Annotated in this window: 16 protein-coding genes and 2 pseudogenes; 17 read left to right on the top strand and 1 reads right to left on the bottom strand. The window is 72.1% G+C overall.

What is annotated here, in order from left to right:
* The 15 genes and pseudogenes from B277_RS03235 (at position 1) to proB (ending at position 17,684) form a co-directional block, all read left to right on the top strand.
* A complete protein-coding gene (locus B277_RS03235; protein WP_083853616.1) occupies positions 1-492 on the top strand; it encodes a DUF4442 domain-containing protein in 492 nt (163 codons plus the stop codon).
* A 131-nt stretch (positions 493-623) separates the two neighbouring features.
* Complete coding sequence (locus B277_RS03230) at positions 624-2,480, top strand: AMP-dependent synthetase/ligase (protein WP_007925115.1); 1,857 nt, start codon at positions 624-626, stop codon at positions 2,478-2,480.
* A gap of 63 nt (positions 2,481-2,543) precedes the next feature.
* On the top strand, positions 2,544-4,538 hold the full coding sequence (locus B277_RS03225; protein ID WP_007925113.1) for a TIGR03960 family B12-binding radical SAM protein: 1,995 nt from the start codon (positions 2,544-2,546) through the stop codon (positions 4,536-4,538).
* A 79-nt stretch (positions 4,539-4,617) separates the two neighbouring features.
* Complete coding sequence (locus B277_RS03220; protein WP_007925111.1) at positions 4,618-4,806, top strand: hypothetical protein; 189 nt, start codon at positions 4,618-4,620, stop codon at positions 4,804-4,806.
* A gap of 56 nt (positions 4,807-4,862) precedes the next feature.
* Complete coding sequence (locus B277_RS18735) at positions 4,863-5,435, top strand: FAD-binding oxidoreductase (RefSeq protein ID WP_238539361.1); 573 nt, start codon at positions 4,863-4,865, stop codon at positions 5,433-5,435.
* Positions 5,436-5,445: 10 nt separating this feature from the next.
* Positions 5,446-7,725 carry an FAD-binding and (Fe-S)-binding domain-containing protein gene (locus B277_RS03215; RefSeq protein ID WP_238539360.1) on the top strand — a complete coding sequence of 760 codons (2,280 nt, stop codon included), beginning with the start codon at positions 5,446-5,448 and terminating at the stop codon, positions 7,723-7,725.
* Between the two features lie 5 nt (positions 7,726-7,730).
* Complete coding sequence (locus tag B277_RS03210; protein WP_051987817.1) at positions 7,731-8,462, top strand: TIGR03936 family radical SAM-associated protein; 732 nt, start codon at positions 7,731-7,733, stop codon at positions 8,460-8,462.
* A gap of 162 nt (positions 8,463-8,624) precedes the next feature.
* Positions 8,625-11,339, top strand: coding sequence for an Rne/Rng family ribonuclease (locus B277_RS03205; RefSeq protein ID WP_007925106.1), 2,715 nt, complete (start codon positions 8,625-8,627; stop codon positions 11,337-11,339).
* Positions 11,340-11,549: 210 nt separating this feature from the next.
* The gene (locus B277_RS03195) at positions 11,550-13,037 is read left to right on the top strand and encodes a WXG100 family type VII secretion target (RefSeq protein ID WP_007925096.1); all 1,488 of its coding nucleotides are present in this window, start codon (positions 11,550-11,552) and stop codon (positions 13,035-13,037) included.
* A gap of 10 nt (positions 13,038-13,047) precedes the next feature.
* Entirely contained in the window at positions 13,048-13,566 is a 519-nt protein-coding gene (locus tag B277_RS03190) for a hypothetical protein (protein WP_156811722.1), read from the top strand.
* Positions 13,567-13,620: 54 nt separating this feature from the next.
* Positions 13,621-14,211, top strand: a complete 591-nt coding sequence (locus tag B277_RS03185) for a hypothetical protein (protein WP_156811721.1) — start codon at positions 13,621-13,623, stop codon at positions 14,209-14,211.
* Between the two features lie 149 nt (positions 14,212-14,360).
* Entirely contained in the window at positions 14,361-14,669 is a 309-nt protein-coding gene (gene rplU, locus B277_RS03180) for a 50S ribosomal protein L21 (protein WP_007925089.1), read from the top strand.
* 30 nt (positions 14,670-14,699) lie between these two features.
* On the top strand, positions 14,700-14,963 hold the full coding sequence (gene rpmA, locus B277_RS03175; protein ID WP_040880683.1) for a 50S ribosomal protein L27: 264 nt from the start codon (positions 14,700-14,702) through the stop codon (positions 14,961-14,963).
* A gap of 93 nt (positions 14,964-15,056) precedes the next feature.
* Positions 15,057-16,566 (top strand): annotated as a pseudogene (gene obgE, locus B277_RS03170) (GTPase ObgE).
* Positions 16,566-17,684, top strand: a complete 1,119-nt coding sequence (gene proB / locus B277_RS03165) for a glutamate 5-kinase (RefSeq protein ID WP_007925082.1) — start codon at positions 16,566-16,568, stop codon at positions 17,682-17,684. The pseudogene obgE and the gene proB overlap by 1 nt, the downstream one beginning before the upstream one ends.
* 3 nt (positions 17,685-17,687) lie before the next feature.
* Here proB and pdxY read toward each other — a convergent pair whose 3' ends face one another.
* Positions 17,688-18,542: a pyridoxal kinase PdxY gene (gene pdxY, locus B277_RS03160; RefSeq protein WP_007925080.1), complete on the bottom strand. Its 855-nt coding sequence runs from the start codon at positions 18,540-18,542 to the stop codon at positions 17,688-17,690.
* Positions 18,543-18,562: 20 nt separating this feature from the next.
* On the opposite strand from pdxY, the pseudogene B277_RS03155 reads away from it, so the two are divergent.
* Together B277_RS03155 and B277_RS03150 are read left to right on the top strand one after the other, a co-directional pair.
* Positions 18,563-19,861, top strand: a pseudogene (locus tag B277_RS03155) (glutamate-5-semialdehyde dehydrogenase); the annotation flags it as partial.
* 442 nt (positions 19,862-20,303) lie between these two features.
* Positions 20,304-20,516 (top strand): hypothetical protein, encoded by a 213-nt coding sequence (locus tag B277_RS03150; protein ID WP_128276834.1) that lies wholly within the window; start codon positions 20,304-20,306, stop codon positions 20,514-20,516.
* Positions 20,517-20,533 lie beyond the last annotated feature (17 nt).

The following is a 20,533-nucleotide window of genomic DNA, read 5'->3' as shown; positions in this document are numbered from 1 at the left end:
ATGGCCCCCGTGCAGAGCCCCTCCTTCCAGACCCTGTCCAAGGACCTCGGCGCCACCGCGCTGCGCCGTGGGCTCAACCTCTGGCCGCCCTTCCTCGCCGCGAGCGTCCACGTCGACCGGATCTCCGCAGACTTCCGCGAGTTCGACGTCTCGCTGCGGATGCGCCCGTGGAGCCGCAACTACGTCGGGACGCAGTTCGGCGGCTCCCTCTTCGCCATGTGCGACCCGTGGTGGATGCTCGGGGCCCTGCGGTGCCTCGGGGACGAGTACATCGTCTGGGACAAGGCGGGGGAGATCGACTTCGTCAGTCCTGGCCGCACCGACGTGCGCACGAGCATCCGGATCACCGACGAGCTGCTCGACGAGATCCGCGCCGCGACGGCTGACGGCAGCAAGTACCTGGTGTGGTGCGACAACGACGTCGTCGCCGAGGACGGGACCCTCGTCGCCCGCTACCGCAAGCAGCTGTACGTGCGCCGCAAGCCGGCCTGAGGGGCCGGCGGCGGAGCCACCGTCAGCATTTGGTCACCAAATGGTCACGCTGTGGGCGGACCAGTGACACCCGGCCCGACGCTGGGGGAGGATGCGCGCATCACCCGAAGCCCACGAAGGAGTGGACTCCTGTGCCTGACCCCCGCCCCACCCGCGCCGTCGACGAGGCCTACGACGCCAGCATGTTCGAGGACCGTGCGCCCTCCGTCGGTCACCTGCTGCGGCAGCGCATTGCCGACACCCCTGACAACACCGCCTACTCCTACCCCTCCGGCATCGCCTGGGACGAGCTGACCTGGGCCCAGCTCGGTGATCGCGTCTGGCAGCTGGCGGCCGGTCTCGTCGATCTCGGGATCCGTCCCGAGGACCGTGTCTCCCTCGCCTCGAGCACCCGCATCGAGTGGGTCCTCGCCGACTACGCCATCATGGCCGCCGGCGCCGCGACGACGACGATCTACCCGACGTCGATCAGCGACGACGTCGCCTTCATCGTCGACAACTCGGGCTCCCGGGTCGTCATCGCCGAGGACGCGGAGCAGGTCGGCAAGCTGCGCCAGGTCCGCGACGCGATCCCCGAGGTCATGACGGTCGTCGTCGTCGACACCGACGGCGTCGACCTCGACGACTGGGTCATCTCCTTCGAGGACCTCGAGGGACGCGGCGCGGCCCTGCTCGCGGCCGAACCGGGCGTGGTCGACGCCCGCATCGACGCCACCGGGCCGCAGTCGCTCGCGACGATCATCTACACCTCGGGCACGACCGGCCGCCCCAAGGGCGTGCGTCTGCGTCACGCGACGTGGACCTACCAGGGCGCCGCGATCCGCTCGACCGGGATGCTCACCCCGGACGACGTGCACTACCTGTGGCTGCCGCTGTCGCACGTCTTCGCCAAGGTCCTGCTGCTCATCAGCACCGACGTGGGCATGCAGACGGCCGTCGACGGGCGGATCGACAAGATCGTCGACAACCTCGGTGAGGTCCGCCCGACCTTCATGGCGGCGGCCCCGCGCATCTTCGAGAAGGTCTACGGCAAGCTCTCGCTCGGCATGCAGGAGGAAGGGGGCGCCAAGGCGAAGATCTTCGACTTCGCCTCCGCGACGGCCCGGCAGTACTCCCAGGCCCAGTCCGACGGGCGTCGGCCGGGCCTGCTCCTCGGGCTGAAGCACAAGGTCGCCGACAAGCTCGTCTTCGCCAAGGTGCGCGACCGCTTCGGCGGCCGGGTGCGCTTCTTCATCTCCGGCTCCGCGGCGCTCAACACCGACATCGCCCACTGGTTCAACGGTGCCGGCCTGCCGATCCTCGAGGGCTACGGCCTCACCGAGACCTCCGCGGCGGCCACGGTCAACCGGCCCTACGCCCTGCGCGTCGGCACCGTCGGCTGGCCCAACGTCCAGACCGAGATCAAGGTCGCCGAGGACGGCGAGATCCTCGTCCGCGGCGAGCACGTCATGGAGGGATACCACAACAACCCCGAGGCGACTGCCGAGGTGCTCACCGAGGACGGGTGGTTCCACACCGGTGACATCGGGGAGGTCGACGCCGACGGCTTCGTCAAGATCACCGACCGCAAGAAGGACCTCTTCAAGACGAGCAACGGCAAGTACGTGGCGCCGTCGCAGATCGAGTCGACCTTCAAGGGGCTGTGCCCCTACGTCGGCCAGCTGCTCGTCCACGGGGAAAACCGGCAGTTCGTCACGGCGCTCGTCACCCTCGACGAGGAGGCCATCCAGCCGTGGGCCGAGGCCAACGGCCTGGCCGATGCCGGGTACACCGAGATCGTCTCGTCGATGCAGGCCCGCGAGATGGTCCAGTCCTACATCGACGAGCTCAACGCCGGGCTCAACCGGCACGAGCAGATCAAGCGCTTCCACATCCTCGGGCGTGACCTGACGGTCGAGGACGGGGAGCTCACGCCCAGCCTCAAGCTGCGCCGCAAGGTCGTCGCCGACAAGTTCAAGGGCGACATCGAGGAGATGTACCCGAGCTGATCCGCGGGAGGGGTCCGGTGCGCGGTGTTTGGGACTGCCGCGCACCGGACCTACCCTTGGGGTATGTCCGGTGAGTCGATCTTCCCTGCCCTCGAGCCCCTGCTCGAGCGGGTCAGCAAGCCCATCCAGTACGTCGGGGGCGAGCTGAACTCGACGGTCAAGGACTGGCACGTCGGTGGCCACGGTCCCGACGGTGACGAGCTCACGGTCCGCTGGGCCCTCATGTACCCCGACGCCTACGAGGTCGGCGTGCCCAACCAGGGCGTCATGATCCTCTACGAGGTGCTCAACGAGCGGGCCGACGCCCTCGCGGAGCGCAGCTACGCGGTGTGGCCCGACATGGAGGCCCTGCTGCGCGAGCACGGCCTGCCGCAGTTCACCGTCGACGGGCACCGCCCCGTCGGCGACTTCGACGTCTTCGGCCTGAGCTTCTCGACCGAGCTCGGCTACACCAACATGCTCACGGCCCTCGACCTCGCCGGCATCCCGCTGCACGCGGCCGACCGGGGCGACGAGCACCCGCTCGTCGTCATGGGCGGGCACGCCTCCTTCAACCCGGAGCCGGTCGCCGACTTCATCGACGCGGCGATCGTCGGTGACGGCGAGGAGGCCGTGCTCGCGGCCACCGACATCATCGCCGGGTGGAAGGCCGAGGGCCGACCCGGCGGCCGTGTCGAGGTGCTGCGACGCCTCGCGGCGACCGGCGGCGTCTACGTCCCGGCCTTCTACGAGGTCGACTACCTGCCCGACGGGCGCATCCAGCGCGTCGCCCCGGTGGAGACCGGCGTGCCGTGGCGCGTCGACAAGCACACGGTCATGGACCTCGACGCGTGGCCCTACCCCAAGAAGCCGCTCGTCCCCCTCGCGGAGTCGGTCCACGAGCGGATGAGCGTCGAGATCTTCCGCGGCTGCACCCGCGGCTGCCGCTTCTGCCAGGCCGGCATGATCACCCGACCGGTCCGGGAGCGCTCCATCACCGGCATCGGCGAGATGGTCGAGGCCGGCCTGGCCGCCACCGGCTTCGAGGAGGTCGGGCTGCTCTCCCTCTCCAGCGCCGACCACACCGAGATCGGCGACATCGCCAAGGGGCTCGCGGACCGCTACGAGGGGACCAACACGGGCCTGTCCCTGCCGAGCACCCGCGTCGACGCCTTCAACATCGACCTGGCCAACGAGCTGACCCGCAACGGGCGCCGATCCGGCCTGACCTTCGCCCCCGAGGGCGGGTCGGAGCGGATCCGCAAGGTCATCAACAAGATGGTGACCGAGGAGGACCTCATCCGGACGGTGTCGGCGGCCTACGGCGCCGGCTGGCGTCAGGTCAAGCTGTACTTCATGTGCGGTCTGCCCACCGAGACCGACGAGGACGTGCTGCAGATCGCCGAGGTCGCCAAGCGGGTCATCGAGACCGGCCGCGAGGTCGCCGGGCACAACGACATCCGGTGCACCGTCTCCATCGGCGGCTTCGTGCCGAAGCCGCACACCCCCTTCCAGTGGGCCGCCCAGCTCGGCGCCGAGGAGACCGACGAGCGGCTGCACAAGCTGCGCGACGCGATCCGTGCCGACAAGCGCTACGGCCGGTCCATCGGCTTCCGCTACCACGACGGCAAGCCGGGCATCGTCGAGGGCCTGCTCTCGCGCGGTGACCGCCGCGTCGGGCGGGTCATCGAGCAGGTCTGGCGCGAGGGTGGCCGCTTCGACGGCTGGAGCGAGCACTTCTCCTACGACCGATGGATGTCCGCGGCCGAGACCGCCCTCGAGGGCACCGGCGTCGACGTCGCCTGGTACACCACCCGCGAGCGGGAGGAGTCGGAGGTCCTGCCCTGGGACCACATCGACTCCGGTCTCGACAAGGAGTGGCTGTGGCAGGACTGGCTCGACGCGCTCGACGAGACCGAGGTCGACGACTGCCGGTGGACCCCGTGCTTCGACTGCGGCGTCTGCCCGCAGATGGGGACCGACATCGAGATCGGTCCGACGGGCAAGAACCTGCTCCCGCTCACCGTCCTCGGGGCCGGCAAGCAGGACATGGTCGCCCCGTCCGGGCAGACGGGCTGACCCGGGGCCGACGGGAGACTCCCTTCGTCCGGTTGTCGTGGCAGGCTGGACCGGACACCGTCGAGCAGGGGGAGCAGACATGTCCGTCACGACCGGGATCGTGATCGTCGCCGTCATGGCGATCGCCTACGGCATGGGCTTCGCCGTGCTGCCGATGCAGGACTGGCCGCGGCAGCGACGCTCGAGCTACACCCTCGGCGGCGCCGGACTGATCGCACTGCTGGCGATCGTCCTCGTGCTCGTCCCGTGGTTCATCCCCGGCGACTGACCCGGCCTGCGAGACCGGTCCGCGCCGCCTCCGGCCGAAGGGGGACAATGCCCGGCATGACGACGCCGACCCTGCTGACCGAGGCCCTGCGTCGTGAGGGCGTGGCCGACGCACGGACCGATGCCCTGACGATCGGCATGTACGCCACGGACGCCGGCATCTACCGCGTGCCGCCGCGGGCGGTGGTCTTCCCGCGGCACACCGACGAGATCGAGGGCACCCTCGCCGTGGCCCGAGAGCTCGGCATCCCCGTCACCGCCCGTGGTGCCGGCACCTCGTGCGCCGGCAACGCGGTCGGCCCCGGCATCGTCATCGACACCGCCCGTCACCTCGGCCGGGTCCTGGAGGTCGACGGCGACAGCGCGACCGCCCTCGTCGAGGCCGGTACCGTGCACGCCACCCTCCAGGCCGAGGCCCGCCGGGTCGGGCTGCGTTTCGGCCCCGACCCGAGCAGCCACAGCCGCTGCACCGTCGGCGGCATGATCGGCAACAACGCCTGCGGCAACCGCGCGCTCGGCTACGGGCGGACGAGCGACAACGTCGTCGGCCTGGAGATGCTCACCGCGGCCGGCACCCGGCTCTCGGCGACGACGGGAGCGGCGGGGGGGACCCCCTTCGCTCACCGGTGACGACGCCCTCGTGGCCCGGCTGACGCAGCTCGCCGACGACCACCTCGGCACGATCCGCACGCAGTTCGGGCGCTTCGGCCGGCAGGTCTCCGGCTACGCGCTGGAGCACCTCGCCCCCGAGCGCGGCCGCGACATCGGCCGCATGCTCGTCGGCTCCGAGGGGACGCTCGCCCTCGTGACGCAGGCCCGGGTGCGTCTCGTCACCGACCCGCCGGCCACGTGCCTGACGGTCCTCGGCTTCGAGGACATCTACGCCGCCGGCGACGTCGCCCACCTGCTCAAGGGGCTGGGCGCCGTTGCGGCAGAGGGCATCGACTCGCGCATCGTCGACATCGTCCGGCGCCGTCGCGGCCCGCACGCCGTGCCCGACCTGCCGCGCGGTGCCGCGTGGCTGCTCGTCGAGGTCCCGGGGGAGACCCCGGCCGCCGCGCGCGCCGGTGCCGAGCAGGTCTGCCGCGAGATCGCGCACGTCGACGCCCTCGTCGTCGACGACCCGGGCCAGGCCCGCGCGCTGTGGAAGATCCGTGAGGACGGCGCCGGCCTCTCCTCGCGATCGCCGCGCGATCGGCCCGCCCACGCCGGGTGGGAGGACGCCGCCGTGCCGCCAGAGCACCTCGGCGACTACCTGCGGGCCTTCGACGCGCTGCTCGAGGAGCACGACGTGCAGGGCCTGCCCTACGGGCACTTCGGCGACGGCTGCCTGCACATCCGTCTCGACGTCAACCTCGACGCCCCCGACGGCCGCGATCGCTACCGGCGACTCGTCGAGGACGCGGCCGACCTCGTCGCCGCCCACGGAGGCTCGCTCTCCGGGGAGCACGGTGACGGCCGGGCCCGCTCGGCCCTGCTGCCGCGCATGTACGACGCCGAGACGATGGCCCTCTTCGGTGCCGTCAAGCACGCCTTCGACCCGAGCAACCTGCTCAACCCGGGTGTCCTCGTCGACGCTGCGCCCGTCGACGCCGACATCCGCATCCCCGCAGCCCGCAAGGTGAGCCTGCCGCTTGCCTTCGCCTACCCCGAGGACGACGGCGACTTCAGCCAGGCCGTCCACCGCTGCACCGGCGTCGGCAAGTGCCGGGCCGCTGGCACGTCGAGCACCGTCATGTGCCCGAGCTATCTCGCGACGGGGGAGGAAAAGGACTCCACCCGGGGCCGCGCCCGCGCGCTGCAGGAGATGCTCAACGGGTCGACGATCACCGATGGCTGGCGCTCGCCCGAGGTGCACGACGCCCTCGACCTGTGCCTGTCGTGCAAGGGCTGCGCCAGCGACTGCCCCACGGGCATCGACATGGCGACGTACAAGTCGGAGACCCTCCACCAGACGTACAAGGGCCGGGTGCGACCGCGCAGCCACTACTCGCTCGGCCGGCTGCCGCAGCTCGCCCGGGTCGCCGCCAGGCTGCCGCGGGTTGCCAATGCGATGACCTCCCTGCCCGGCATCAAGCGGCTCACCCTGCCCGCGGCGGGCGTCGACCCGCGCCGGAGCATCCCGACCTTCGCCCGGCAGACCTTCCGCACCTGGGCGCAGGGCGAGGGGCTCGTCGCCTCCGCGGCCCAGGCCGCCGGCACCGCCCACCCAGTCGCGATCTTCGTCGACTCCTTCACCGACCACTTCTCGCCCCAGGTCGGCCGGTCGACCGTGGCGCTGCTGCAGCAGGCGGGGTTCACCCCCTTCGTCCCGGCGGAGGCGCTGTGCTGTGGGCTGACCTTCATCTCCACCGGTCAGCTCGACGCCGCGAAGAAGACCCTGACCGATGCCGCGCGCGTCCTCGCGCCGGTCGTCGCGGCGGGCATCCCCGTCGTCGGCATGGAGCCGAGCTGCACCGCCGCGCTGCGCCACGACCTGCCGCGGCTCGTCGACTCGCCGGCCGCTCGTGAGGTCGCCGGGGGAGTGCGCACGGTCGCCGAGGTGCTCACCACCGCCATCGACGCAGGGCGCTGGGCCGCCCCCGACCTCTCCGGCACCGAGGTCGTGGCCCAGCCGCACTGCCACCACCACGCGGTGATGAGCTGGGCGGCCGACGAGGCGCTGCTCGCCCGCACGGGCGCGACGGTGACGCGGCTGGGCGGCTGCTGCGGGCTGGCGGGCAACTTCGGCGTCGAGCTCGGCCACTACGAGGTGTCGGTCAAGGTCGCCGAGCAGCAGCTGCTGCCGGCGATCGAGGGGGCCGGCTGCGACACGGTCGTCCTCGCCGACGGCTTCAGCTGCCAGACCCAGATCGCCGACCTCACCGAGCGGACCGGCGTGCACCTGGTCGAGCTGCTCGCGCGCGGCGCCTACGCTTGACCCCCATGTCCCCGCAACGCACCCCCGACGGCCCGCCCCCACCCCCGGCGGTCCAGAAGTTGCGCATCCAGTACGCCCGCCGCGGGCGGCTGCGCTACTCCTCGACCCGTGACTTCGGCCGTGCGCTCGAGCGCGCGCTGCGACGCTCGGGGGTGCCGATGGCCTACTCGGCCGGCTTCCACCCGCACCCGAAGATCTCCTACGCCAACGGCGCTGCGACTGGGGCGGCGAGCGAGGCGGAGTACTTCGAGATCTCGGTGACCGAGCGGGTCGACCCCGATGCGCTGGCCACGGCCCTCGACGCGGCCCTGCCTGACGGGCTCGACATCGTCTCGGTGGTCGAGGCCCAGCCGGGTGCGCTGGCCGACCGCCTGCAGGCGAGCCGGTGGTTGCTGGAGTTCCCCGGTGTCGAGCTGGCCGACCTCGAGCGGGCCGTCGCCGGGTTCCTCGCGCAGGAGCGGGTGGAGGTCAGCCGGATGTTCAAGAAGGGCGTGAAGTCCTACGACGCGCGCGAGCCCGTCATCCGGGCGGAGACCGGTCTGTCGGACGAGGGCTGTGCGATACTGACGATGGTCGTGCGGCACACCACACCTGCCGTTCGCCCCGACGACGTCCTCAGCGCGATCACCGCTGCCACCTCGTTCGCGCCGCCGCGATCGCCCAAGGCGACCCGACTGGCGCAGGGGATCTGGAGCAGCGAGACCGAGAGCGTGGCCGATCCACTGGCCGCCGACTGAGACGCCGCCGGCCCCGACGGGGTGCCGCGCTGAGCGCGAGCCCGGCCGAGGCAACACGGACTCTTTCGCGGGCCAGGCGCCCGCCACGCCGCACGGCGGCCGGGTCGCACCCCTCTCAGGGGTGCCGGTGTCGGGACACGGCCGTGGTGCAGGAGGTGCCACATGGCCACCGACAACGACACGCCCGTCGACGAGTCGACGCAGGCAGCCCAGCCCGAGACGGACACGCCCGAGACGCAGGAGCCGCAGTCGGCGCCCGCAGCCGTCGTGCCGTCCTTCGGCCTCCTCTTCCAGCAGCCGACCCCGGTCGTCGCCCCGCCGCGCCGGCGCGAGCCGGAGCCGGAGGACGTCGCGGACGAGGACGACAAGAGCAGCGACCAGGACGAGTCGCGCGACGACTCCGGTGACGACACCCCGGGCGAAGGGGGCGGCCGCCGCCGTCGTCGTCGCGGCGGGCGCGGTCGCAACAGCCGCTCCGGCGACGAGGGCGCCGACGAGTCGGGCGAGGCTCCCGCCGACTCCTCCGATGACGACACCTCGGACGACGACTCCGCGGACGACTCCTCCGGTGGTGGCCGCGGCCGCGGGCGCTCGCGCGGCCGGGGTGGCCGGCAGGCGCAGGGCGATGACGCATCCGACGACACCGACTCCTCGGACGACGGGTCCGACGACGACTCCGACGACTCGGGCTCGTCCGACGACTCCGGTGACGAGGGCTCCGGCAGCTCGCGTCGACGTCGCCGGCGCCGCCGTGGTGGCGGCGGTGGTGGTGGTGGCAACGGTGGCCAGGAGGACCCGCCCGGCACCGTGACCAAGGTCCGCGAGTCGCGGCGCAACGAGCCGCAGGCGATCAAGGGCAGCACCCGTCTCGAGGCGAAGAAGCAGCGTCGCCGCGAGGGCCGTGAGGCCGGTCGTCGCCGCACGATCATCACCGAGGCGGAGTTCCTCGCCCGGCGCGAGAGCGTCGAGCGGGTCATGGTCGTGCGCCAGCACGGCGACCGCACCCAGATCGGCGTCCTCGAGGATGGCGTGCTCGCCGAGCACTACGTCTCCCGCGAGACGACGTCGACGCTCGTCGGCAACGTCTACCTCGGACGCGTGCAAAATGTGCTGCCGAGCATGGAGGCCGCCTTCATCGACATCGGCAAGGGCCGCAATGCGGTGCTCTACGCCGGTGAGGTCAACTGGGAGGCGCAGGGCGTCGGCAACGGCCAGGCGCGCCGGATCGAAAATGCGCTCTCCTCGGGTGACTCGGTCCTCGTCCAGGTGACCAAGGACCCGGTGGGCCACAAGGGTGCGCGCCTCACCTCGCAGATCTCGCTGCCCGGCCGCTACGTCGTCTACGTGCCCGAGGGCAGCATGACGGGCATCTCGCGCAAGCTGCCCGACACCGAGCGCTCCCGCCTCAAGGGGATCCTCAAGCAGGTCGTCCCGGACAGCGCGGGCGTCATCGTCCGGACCGCTGCCGAGGGTGCCTCGGAGGCCGAGCTGACCGCCGATGTCGAGCGGCTCACCAAGGCCTGGGACAAGATCAGCTCCAAGGCCGAGGCCAAGAAGGGCAAGAAGGGATCCGCCGGCGGCGCCCCGGTCCTCCTGCACGCCGAGCCGGACATGACCGTGCGGGTCATCCGCGACATCTTCAACGAGGACTTCGCCAAGATGGTCGTCTCGGGCGACGACGCCTGGCGCGAGATCAAGGGCTACGTCGACGACGTCGCACCGGACCTCTCCGACCGCCTGGAGAAGTACACGGGCGAGGGCGACGTCTTCGCCGCGCACCGGATCGACGAGGCGATCGCCAAGGCGATGGACCGCAAGGTCTGGCTGCCCTCCGGCGGCTCGCTCGTCATCGACCGCACCGAGGCGATGACGGTCGTCGACGTCAACACCGGCAAGTTCACCGGCTCCGGGGGCAACCTCGAGGAGACGGTGACGAAGAACAACCTCGAGGCGGCCGAGGAGATCGTGCGTCAGCTGCGGCTGCGCGACATCGGCGGCATCATCGTCGTCGACTTCATCGACATGGTCCTCGAGTCCAACCGGGACCTCGTCGTCCGCCGTCTGCTCGAGTGCCTGGGCCGTGACCGCACCAAGCACCAGGTCGCCGAGGTCACCTCGCTCGGCCTGGTGCAGATGACCCGCAAGCGGGTCGGTGCCGGTCTCATCGAGGTCTTCTCGCAAGAGTGCGAGCACTGCCAGGGTCGGGGCATCATCGTCCACAGCGAGCCCGTCGCCCACGACCCCGGTGGTCACGCCGGCGGCAACCACGGCGGCAACGGTGGCGGTGGCGGCGGCAAGTCCCGTCGTGGCCGGTCGAAGGGGGACAAGGACTCCTCGGCGCAGCGCCAGGAGCCGGTCGAGGAGCAGACCGACGCCAACGGCCGGACCGCGGCCCAGATCGCGGCGGCGGCCCACGCCGCGGCGATCAAGAACATCGCCGGCGAGGCGAGCGAGGACGACGTCGCCGACCTCGCGACCACCGACTCCGCCGCCGACGCGCCCGAGGTGACGTCGGGGCCGGCGCCGGTCGAGGAGCCGGCGCAGGAGGCGCCGAAGCGTCGTCGCGGCGGTCGCCGGGGCGGCCTCCACCGCCGGCGCCCCGGTGGCGCTCGAGGCGGTCGACCTGACCGGCGCGGGCGAGGAGTCGACCCCGCCAGCCCCGGCCGAGCCGGAGCAGCTGGCGCTGCAGCCCGCGGCCGATGTCGTGCCCGAGCCCGTCGAGAGCGCTGTCGAGCCCGAGCCGCAGGAGGCGCCGAGGCGTCGCCGCGGTGGCCGCCGTGCCGCGTCGAGCTCGGGTGCCCCGGTGGCGCTCGAGGCCGTCGACCTCACCGCGCCGGCCGAGCCCGCAGCGGCACCCCTGACCAAGGTCGCCGGTGAGTCCGGCGAGGCGCCGACGACACCTGTCGCCGACCCGGAGCCGGCCGCGCCGGCGCGACGCAAGCGCAAGCGCGTCACCTCGGAGGCCGGCCCGCCGAAGGCCTGACGCACCGAGCCGCACCGACCGACGGCCCATGGGGGAGCGCTCCCCATGGGCCGTCGGCGTGCACGTGGCTAGCCTTCACCTGACCAGCAGGGGGAAGGGACACCGTGGACCAGCTGACGCACGGCGCCGACAGCGACCGACTGCGCGCCATCGGCGACGCACTCGTGACGCTGGCGGGGCGCACCCGGACCGTCGAGGGCGACGGCACCGCGCAGGCGATGCTCCTGGCGATGCATTGGACCGGCGACGACGCCGACCGATTCGGCCAGTCGTGGGCCACCGCCCGCACCCGGCTGGCCGAGGCGGCCGATCTGCTCGACACCTACGGCGGCCGCGCCCGGACCCAGGCGGCCGAGCAGGAGGCCGGTAGCGCGGGTGCCACGGGCGGGGGCCCCCCTTCGTCAGCCGGACCGAGGCTCCCCATGACGCCGCCGTTGGCGGCGGCCGACCTCTACGACGAGCTCGAGGACATGACGCCCCAGGAGCGGGCCGACTACCTCGAGAGCGACGAGTTCCGCGACCTCGCGGTCGCGGACCCGGAGGGGACCAAGGAGGCGCTCGACCGGGCCTTCGACGACGGGCTTTTTGCCGACGACCCGGTCGCCTACGCGGACTACCTCGAGCAGTACTGGATCGACCGGGCCCTGCAGCAGGCGGGCATCGACCCGGCGGAGTGGGACCCGAGCCAGGGCTTCGACGGCAACCGCGACATCGTCTCGGCGGTGTACGAGTACTACGGCGAGCTCTACCTCGCCAACCCCGATCTCGAGTGGGCCGCGATGGCCAACATGATCGGCCCGAGCTTCGCCGGCGGCTTCGCCGACCTCGACCTCGCCCGCGACGTCGCCCAGGGTGTCCTCGCCGGCGCACCCCTGCTGCCACCGCCGCACGCGGGCAACCTCGCGGTGCTTGCCTCGCTGAGCGACGCCGACCTCGCCTTCTACGAGTCGACCCTGCTGTCGATGCAGCAGGAGATCTTCTTCGACCAGGGGTCGATGCACCAGGCCTACGTCGACGGGGGCATCGCCGAGATCGAGCGGATGCACGCGGCCGGCGTCATCGACGACAACGCGATGCAGGCCTGGTACGGGATCGACTCCGGCGACCCCGCCCGGGTCGACGACGGCAACCACCGGCTGCTGTGGCGGGAGCAGAACCAGATCATCGTCGACGACTACCAGACGATATACAGCCACTTCCCGACGGGCCCCGCGGTCACCTACGGCATCACCCTCATCGGTGAGCCGACGATCCCCGGTGCGCAGACCTTCGGCGAGGTCTTCCCGGTGACCTTCGACGTGGAGACCCCGGGGCCGCACACCATCCCCTTCACCGGCATCGACAACCCGCTGCAGGGGACCGTCACCGTGACGACCCCGCTGCCGGAGGGCAATGTCGCCGACCAGTCCTCCCGCTGGGCACTCATCGAGCAGGACACGTGGCCGGCCTTCGCCGACCTGACCGACGAGGAGATCCGCGCGATCGTCGAGTCGGACTTCGACACCCGCCTCGACGAGGCCCGACCCGTCAACAACGTCGACCGCATCGTCGCGCGGATCCTGTCCGGGTTCGACGCCGACGTCCGACAGTAGGGTGCTGGACATGACCGACCGCTCGACCTTCTCGGCAGCCGGGGTGGACCGCATCCACGCGACCGGACGTGCCGTGATCGACCTCGCTGCCGGCTGGCCGACCCGCGACACGGTGCTCGGCGGCGAGGCCGGGCCGGTCTGGGACGTCGACGCGCCGCTCGACCGACCGATCACCGTCGACGTCGTGGGCCCGCTCGGCGCGCTGCGCGTCGAAGCGACGACGATCCGACTGCTGGTCGGCGGTGACGAGCTCGTCTCCGTCGTCGGGCTGACCCGCTCCTTCGACGACGGGCAGCGAGCCGCCGACGAGCTGCGCCGGACGGCCGAGGTCCTCGGCCTCGCTCCCGAGCCGACCACCGCGCTCGTCGATCGGGTCGTCGACGGTCCGGTCGAGCGCCGTCGCCGGCACGGGCTGCACGGGGGGCAGGCCCTGGGCATCCGCGGCGGCGTCACCCTCCACCGCCTGCCCGCCCGCGGGCCAGGCCCCCGCCCTCGAGGTCCTCGAGTGGTCCTTCACGCCTCTGGCTGACCAGGCCCCACCGGCCGAGGGGCCGGCGTCGGCGGACCCGTCCGCGCAGGACACGTGGCTGCGGCTGTGAGGCGTGGCGCCGTCGCCGGGCTGCTCGCGCTCGCCCTCGCGGGGTGCACGATCACCCGAGGGTCGGCGGAGGGGCCGACGACCGGCTCGGGGGACAACTCGTCCTTCAGCGAGGCCGGGGTCGAGCACATCGAGACCGAGCGCCGCGCGCTCATCGACCTGTCCACGGCGCTCACCGCGGACGACCTGGGGGCCGACGGCGGCATCCTGCGCGACGTCGACGTGCGCGGTGAGGACCCGATCGAGGTCGTCGTGCGCGGCACGGGTGGCGAGGTCGTCGTCCAGGCCGACGTCATCCGGGTGCTCGTCGCCCCGGGCGACCGGCAGGTGCAGAGCATCGCCCTCTTCGAGTCGCCGGCCGATGCCGATGCCCTGGCGACCCGCCTCGAGGAGGTCGGGGGACAGGTGGGCATGGACCGGGCGGGGGTCGACTCCGCCGCCTCCTCCGCGCGGGGTGGCAGCGTCGACACCTGGCTCAATGGCGGTGACCTCCTCGGCTTCACCGTCGGGCTGCACCCGGTGCTCGGACCGGGGGAGGCGCCCGTCCTCGAGCACCAGCTGACGCCGCCGGGCTGACCTCCCGTCGTCGGTTTGTCCGCCAGCGGGTCTCGCCGGTACTCTTGGTCTTTGGTGCGCCCACCGAGCGGACGCTTCATGCCCCGGCATGAGGACTGTTGGCCGGTCAGACAGAGCGAGTGCACCTGAAGCGAAAGTGAGTTCCACTGATGTACGCGATCGTTCGCGCGGGTGGCCGCCAGGAGAAGGTCTCCGTCGGCGACACCATCCTCATCAACTCGATCAAGGGCGAGGCCGGCGACAGCGTCGACCTGCAGCCGATCCTCCTCGTCGACGGGTCCACCGTGACCAGCGACGCCGACAAGCTGGCCAAGGCCAGCGTCACGGCCGAGGTCGTCGGTGCCGCCAAGGGCCCCAAGATCACGATCATGAAGTACAAGAACAAGACCGGCTACCGCAAGCGCCAGGGTCACCGCCAGCCGCTCACGCAGCTGAAGATCACCGACATCAAGGCCTGAGCCTCCTTCAACAGTTAGGAACCTACTGACATGTCTTCCAAGAAGGGTGTGTCCTCGTCCAAGAACGGACGCGACTCCAATGCCCAGCGCCTGGGTGTCAAGCGGTACGGCGGCGAGCTCGTCGGCACCGGTCAGATCATCGTCCGCCAGCGCGGCACCCACTTCCACCCGGGCGACAACGTCGGCCGCGGTGGCGACGACACGCTGTTCGCCCTCGCTGACGGCGCCGTCACCTTCGGCTCCAAGCGCGGCCGCAAGACCGTGAGCGTCCTGCCGGTGGACTCCGCCAGCTGACGCGACACCATGCGTGTGCGAAGGGGGCGGGTCCGCTGACCTGCCCCCTTCGCCGTACCCGCTCCACCCCACACACCAAGGAGAGGTGAGGTCGTGACGACCTTCGTCGATCGCGTCACCCTGCACGTCGAGGCCGGCAAGGGTGGTCACGGCGTCGCCTCCGTGCACCGCGAGAAGTTCAAGCCGCTCGGCGGCCCGGACGGCGGCAACGGCGGCCACGGCGGTGACGTCGTCCTCGTCGTCGACCCGCAGGTCACGACCCTCCTCGACTACCACCGCAGCCCGCACCGCCGGGCGACCAACGGTGCCCCCCGGCGCCGGCGACGAGAAGAACGGCGCCAACGGCGACGACCTCGTCCTGCCCGTGCCCGCCGGCACGGTGATCACCGATGCGTCGGGCGACGTGCTCGCCGACCTCGTCGCACCCGGCGCGACCTTCGTCGCGGCCCAGGGCGGGCGCGGTGGCCTGGGCAACAAGGCCCTGTCGAGCCAGCGTCGCAAGGCGCCCGGCTTCGCGCTGCTCGGCGAGCCGGGGGAGAGCCGGGACATCGTCCTGGAGCTGAAGTCGCTTGCCGACGTCGCCCTCATCGGCTTCCCGAGTGCTGGCAAGTCCTCGCTCGTCTCCGTCCTCTCCGCGGCCCGGCCCAAGATCGCCGACTACCCCTTCACGACGCTCGTGCCCAACCTCGGCGTCGTCACGGCCGGCGACATGCGCTACACCGTCGCCGACGTGCCCGGCCTCATCCCCGGTGCCAGCGAAGGGCGTGGGCTCGGCCTGGAGTTCCTCCGGCACGTCGAGCGCTGCTCCGTGCTCGTCCACGTCATCGACTGCGCCACGCTCGAGCCGGGCCGGGACCCGATGACCGACCTCGACGTCATCGAGGCCGAGCTGGCCGCCTACGTCGCCGACGACACCCTCGGCGGCACGCCGCTGTCGGAGCGCACCCGCATCGTCGTGCTCAACAAGGCCGACGTGCCCGACGCCCTCGACCTCGCCGAGATGGTCAAGGCCGACCTCGAGGGGCGCGGCCTGGAGGTCTTCGTCGTCTCCGCCGTCGCGCACACCGGGCTCAAGGAGCTGACCTTTGCGATGGCCCGCCACGTTCAGGCTGCGCGTGCCGAGACGGAGGTCGAGATCGCGCCGCAGCGGGTCGTCCTGCGCCCCAAGGCGGTCGACGACGCCGGCTTCGTCGTGCGTCGCGAGGTGACGTCCGACGGCGAGGTCTTCCACGTCCTCGGCGACAAGATCACCCGGTGGGTCTTCCAGACCGACTTCGCCAACGACGAGGCCGTCGGCTACCTCGCCGACCGGCTCAATCGGGCGGGTGTCGAGGAGGAGCTGACCAAGGCCGGCGCGGTCGCGGGCTCCACGGTGCTCATCGGCCCGGAGGACAACGCGGTCGTCTTCGACTGGGAGCCGACCCTCGTCGGCGGCGCCGAGCTCCTCGGCCACCGCGGTCAGGACCTGCGCTTCGAGGACAACACGCGGCGCACGACCAAGGAGCGCCGCGAGGAGTTCCACGCCCGCAAGGACGCCCAGACCGCGGCCCGCGAGGGGCTGTGGACCGAGCGCCAGGCCGGACACTGGACCGAGGACGACTGATGGCCGATGCACGGCGGGCCATCTCGCGTGCCCGGCGCATCGTCGTCAAGGTCGGCTCGTCGTCGCTGACCAGCGCGGCCGGGGGAGAGCTCGACATCGCCCGCCTCACCGCGCTCGTCAACGCGCTGTCCGGTCGGCGCAGCGAGGGCGCCGAGATCGTCCTCGTCTCCTCGGGCGCCATCGCGGCCGGCATCGGCCCGCTCGGCATGAGCACGCGACCGAGCGACCTCGCGCGCCAGCAGGCCGCGGCGAGCGTCGGCCAGGGCGTGCTGCTGTCGGCCTACGACCGGGCCTTCGGTCGGCACGGCCACACCATCGGGCTCGTCCTGCTCACCGTCGACGACGTCACCCGACGCACCAGCTACACCAATGCCAAGCGCACCTTCGACTCCCTCCTCGACCTCGGGGTCGTGCCGATCGTCAACGAAAACGACACCGTGGCCACCCACGAGGTCCGCTTCGGCGACAACGACCGGCTCGCCGCGCTCGTGGCCCAGCTCGTCGGCGCCGACGGGCTCGTCCTGCTCACCGACGTCGATGCCCTCTACACCGCCAAGCCCGGTACCCCCGGCGCCGAGCGGGTGGCGGTCGTCACCGAGCCCGCCGAGCTCGAGGCGATCTCCATCGGCGGGACCGGGTCGGCGGTCGGCTCCGGCGGCATGACGACGAAGGTCGAGGCGGCGACCATCGCAGGCGCCGCCGGGATCCCCACCGTGCTCACCTCCGCCGACCAGATCGCCGGAGCCCTCGCCGGCGAGGACGTCGGCACCGTCTTCCACCCCCAGCGGCGCAGCCGCGGGTCGCGCGCGCTCTGGCTGGCCCACGCGACGACCCCGCGCGGGTCGGTGCAGATCGACGAAGGTGCGGTCACCGCCCTTCGCGATCGTGGCCGCTCGCTCCTGCCGGCCGGCATCACCGGGGTGACCGGCTCCTTCGTCGACGGCGATCCCGTCGACGTCGTCGGGCCCGACGGCGCGGTCATCGCCCGCGGGCTCGTCAACTACACCTCCGGCGAGCTGCCGCACCTCATGGGGCGCAGCACCAAGGAGCTCGCGGCCGAGATCGGGCCGCAGTACGAGCGTGAGGTCATCCACCGAGACCACCTCGCGCTCCTGTGAGCGTCAGCGCACCCGCGTGACCTCGAACTGCATCCGCGGGTGGGCGTAGGCCTCCTGCGCCTGGACCAGCTGCAGCTCACGCCGACCCGAGTCGAGCGTGAGCTGCAGCAGGTCGAAGACGGACGAGACGGTGCGCCCCAGCGACTCCTGCAGCGACTGCGTGCGCAGCCAGTGGCTCGTGAAGAGCGCGGCGGTGACGTCGCCCGAGCCGTTGGCCTTGAGCGGCAGGTGCGGGGTGCGCACGATCCACGCCTCGTCGTCGTGGCAGGCGAGCATCTCGATCGTCCCCTCGGGACGGTCGGGGCGCAGGACCGAGGTGACGAGCACGGTGCTCGGCCCGATCTCGCGGGCGGCGTCGACCGAGGCGAGCGTTTCCTCCAGCGTCTGCGGCTCGGTGTCGGTGAGGAAGCCGAGCTCGAACTGGTTGGGCGTGATGAGGTCGGCCTGCGGGACGACCTTTTCCCGCAGCAGCACGGGGATCGACTCGTGGACGAAGCAGCCGGACTTGGCATTGCCCATCACCGGGTCGCAGGCGTAGATCGCGGCCGGGTTGACCGCCTTGACCGCGGCGACGGCGTCGAGGATCGTCGCGCCGATGCCCTCACCACCCTGGTAGCCCGAGAGGACCGCGTCGATCTCGGCGAAGGCCTCGCGCTCGCCGATGCCCGTGACGACGTCGGCGACGTCGGCCGGGTCCATGAGCGGGCCGCGCCACGCGCCGTAGCCGGTGTGGTTGGAGAAGTTGACCGTGTGCACCGGCCACACCTCCACACCGAGGCGCTGCATGGGGAAGACGGACGCGGAGTTGCCGACGTGTCCGTAGGCGACGTGGGACTGGATGGACAGGATCGTGGTCACCTCAGCATCATCGCACTGCCCGCCCGTACCCTGTGCGCATGACCGACACCCTGACCCTCGAGCCCACCGCCGTGGTGCGTGACCTGGCCGAGCGTGCGCGGGTCGCCTCGCGGCGCCTGGCCCTGCTGACGCGGGCGGAGAAGGACGCGGCGCTGCTCGCCCTGGCCGATGCGGTCGCCGCCGCGACCGACGAGGTCGTCGCCGCCAATGCGGAGGACCTGCGGCGCGGGCGCGAAGGGGGCATGGCCGCCGGTCTGCTCGACCGGCTGGCGCTCGACGCGGACCGGGTCGCCGCGGTGGCGCAGGCGCTGCGCGACCTCGCCGCGCTGCCCGACCCGGTCGGGGAGGTCGTGCGCGGCTCGACCCTGGCCAACGGCCTGCAGATCCGGCAGGTGCGGGTGCCGATGGGCGTCGTCGGGATGATCTACGAGGCCCGCCCCAATGTCACCGTCGACGCGGCGGGGCTCGGGCTGAAGTCCGGCAACGCGATGATCCTGCGCGGCGGCTCGGCCGCCGCGAGCACCAACCGGGCGCTCGTGGGGGCGCTGCGGTCCGCCCTTCGCCAGCACGGGCTGCCGGAGGACGCCGTGCAGCTACTCGAGGGCGGCCACGACGCGGTCCAGGCCCTCATGACCGCCCGCGGTCTCGTCGACCTGCTCATCCCGCGGGGAGGAGCCTCCCTCATCCAGGCCGTGGTGCTCGAGTCGACGGTGCCCGTCATCGAGACCGGCGTGGGCAACTGCCACGTCTACGTCGACGTGGCCGCCGACCGGGGCAAGGCCCTGGCCATCGCGCTCAACGCCAAGACCCACCGGCCGAGCGTGTGCAATGCCGCGGAGTCGCTCCTCGTCCACCGCGATCTCGCCGCGGACTTCCTGCCCGAGGTGCTGCGGGTGCTCGCCGAGGCGGGCGTCGTCCTGCACGGTGACGAGGCGACCCGCGCGGCCGCCCCCGAGGGCGTGCGGGTGGAGCCGGCCACGGACGAGGACTTCGACTGCGAGTACCTCGCTCTGGAGATGTCGGTCGCGGTCGTCGACGACGTCGACGCCGCGATGGAGCACGTGCGGCGGCACGGGAGCGGCCACACCGAGGCGATCGTCACCGAGGACCGCGCCGCGGCCCGCAGGTGGACCACCGAGGTCGACGCGGCCGCCGTGCTCGTCAACGCGTCGACGCGGTTCACCGACGGCGGGGAGTTCGGCTTCGGCGCGGAGATCGGCATCTCGACGCAAAAGCTGCACGCCCGCGGGCCGATGGCCCTGCCCGAGCTGACGACGACCAAGTGGGTCGTCGAGGGGGACGGTCAGATCCGGCGCTGAGCCGACGCGCGGCACCGCCCGAGCAGGGCATCGCCACGAGACAGGTCGAGGGCCCTCTCCGTCGGGAGGGGGCCCTCGACCGCTGTCCGTGACACGGCCCGCAGGCCCTGTGGCGACGGCAGCGCGGCGACGGGCACGCAGGCGCGTCGTCGCGGGGTCACGTGGACCAGGAGGCGCCGACGCCGCCGAGTCGCCGGTGACACCACGGTGGCGCCGTGGGTCGTGCGTGCGTCGTTATCCCTGTGGTCCGGACGGCCGTCATGCGGCCGCGGTGTGAGGACTGTTCTACGCGTACTCCGGTGCTCGCTGCAACGGGTGAGCGGTCGCATCGCCGAGCGGACATCACCCACAGCGGTGTCCACAGGCAGCGGGCGTCATCCTCGGCCCTGCACACAGGCCTGTGGATGAAGACGGTGGACAACGGGCGGGTAGCATGGGGCGCATGCTGAGCACTCTTGCCTCCCTCGCCGCCGAGGCCGAGCACCACACCGAGCTCCCGGTCCCGCCCGTCGTCTACGGTCTCTTCGCGCTCCTGATCTTCGCGATGATGCTGGGCGTCCTCTTCGCCTTCCGCCAGGCGGCGACCAAGATCCCGTCCGCGCACAACACCGTGGCCCACGACGACCACGAGACGGCCGCCGGGGAGCACCACTGAAGCGGCTCGGCGATGAG

The sequence above is a fragment of the Janibacter hoylei PVAS-1 genome (genome assembly GCF_000297495.1).
Taxonomy (GTDB): domain Bacteria; phylum Actinomycetota; class Actinomycetes; order Actinomycetales; family Dermatophilaceae; genus Janibacter; species Janibacter hoylei.
This window is presented reverse-complemented; position numbering and strand designations above follow the sequence as displayed.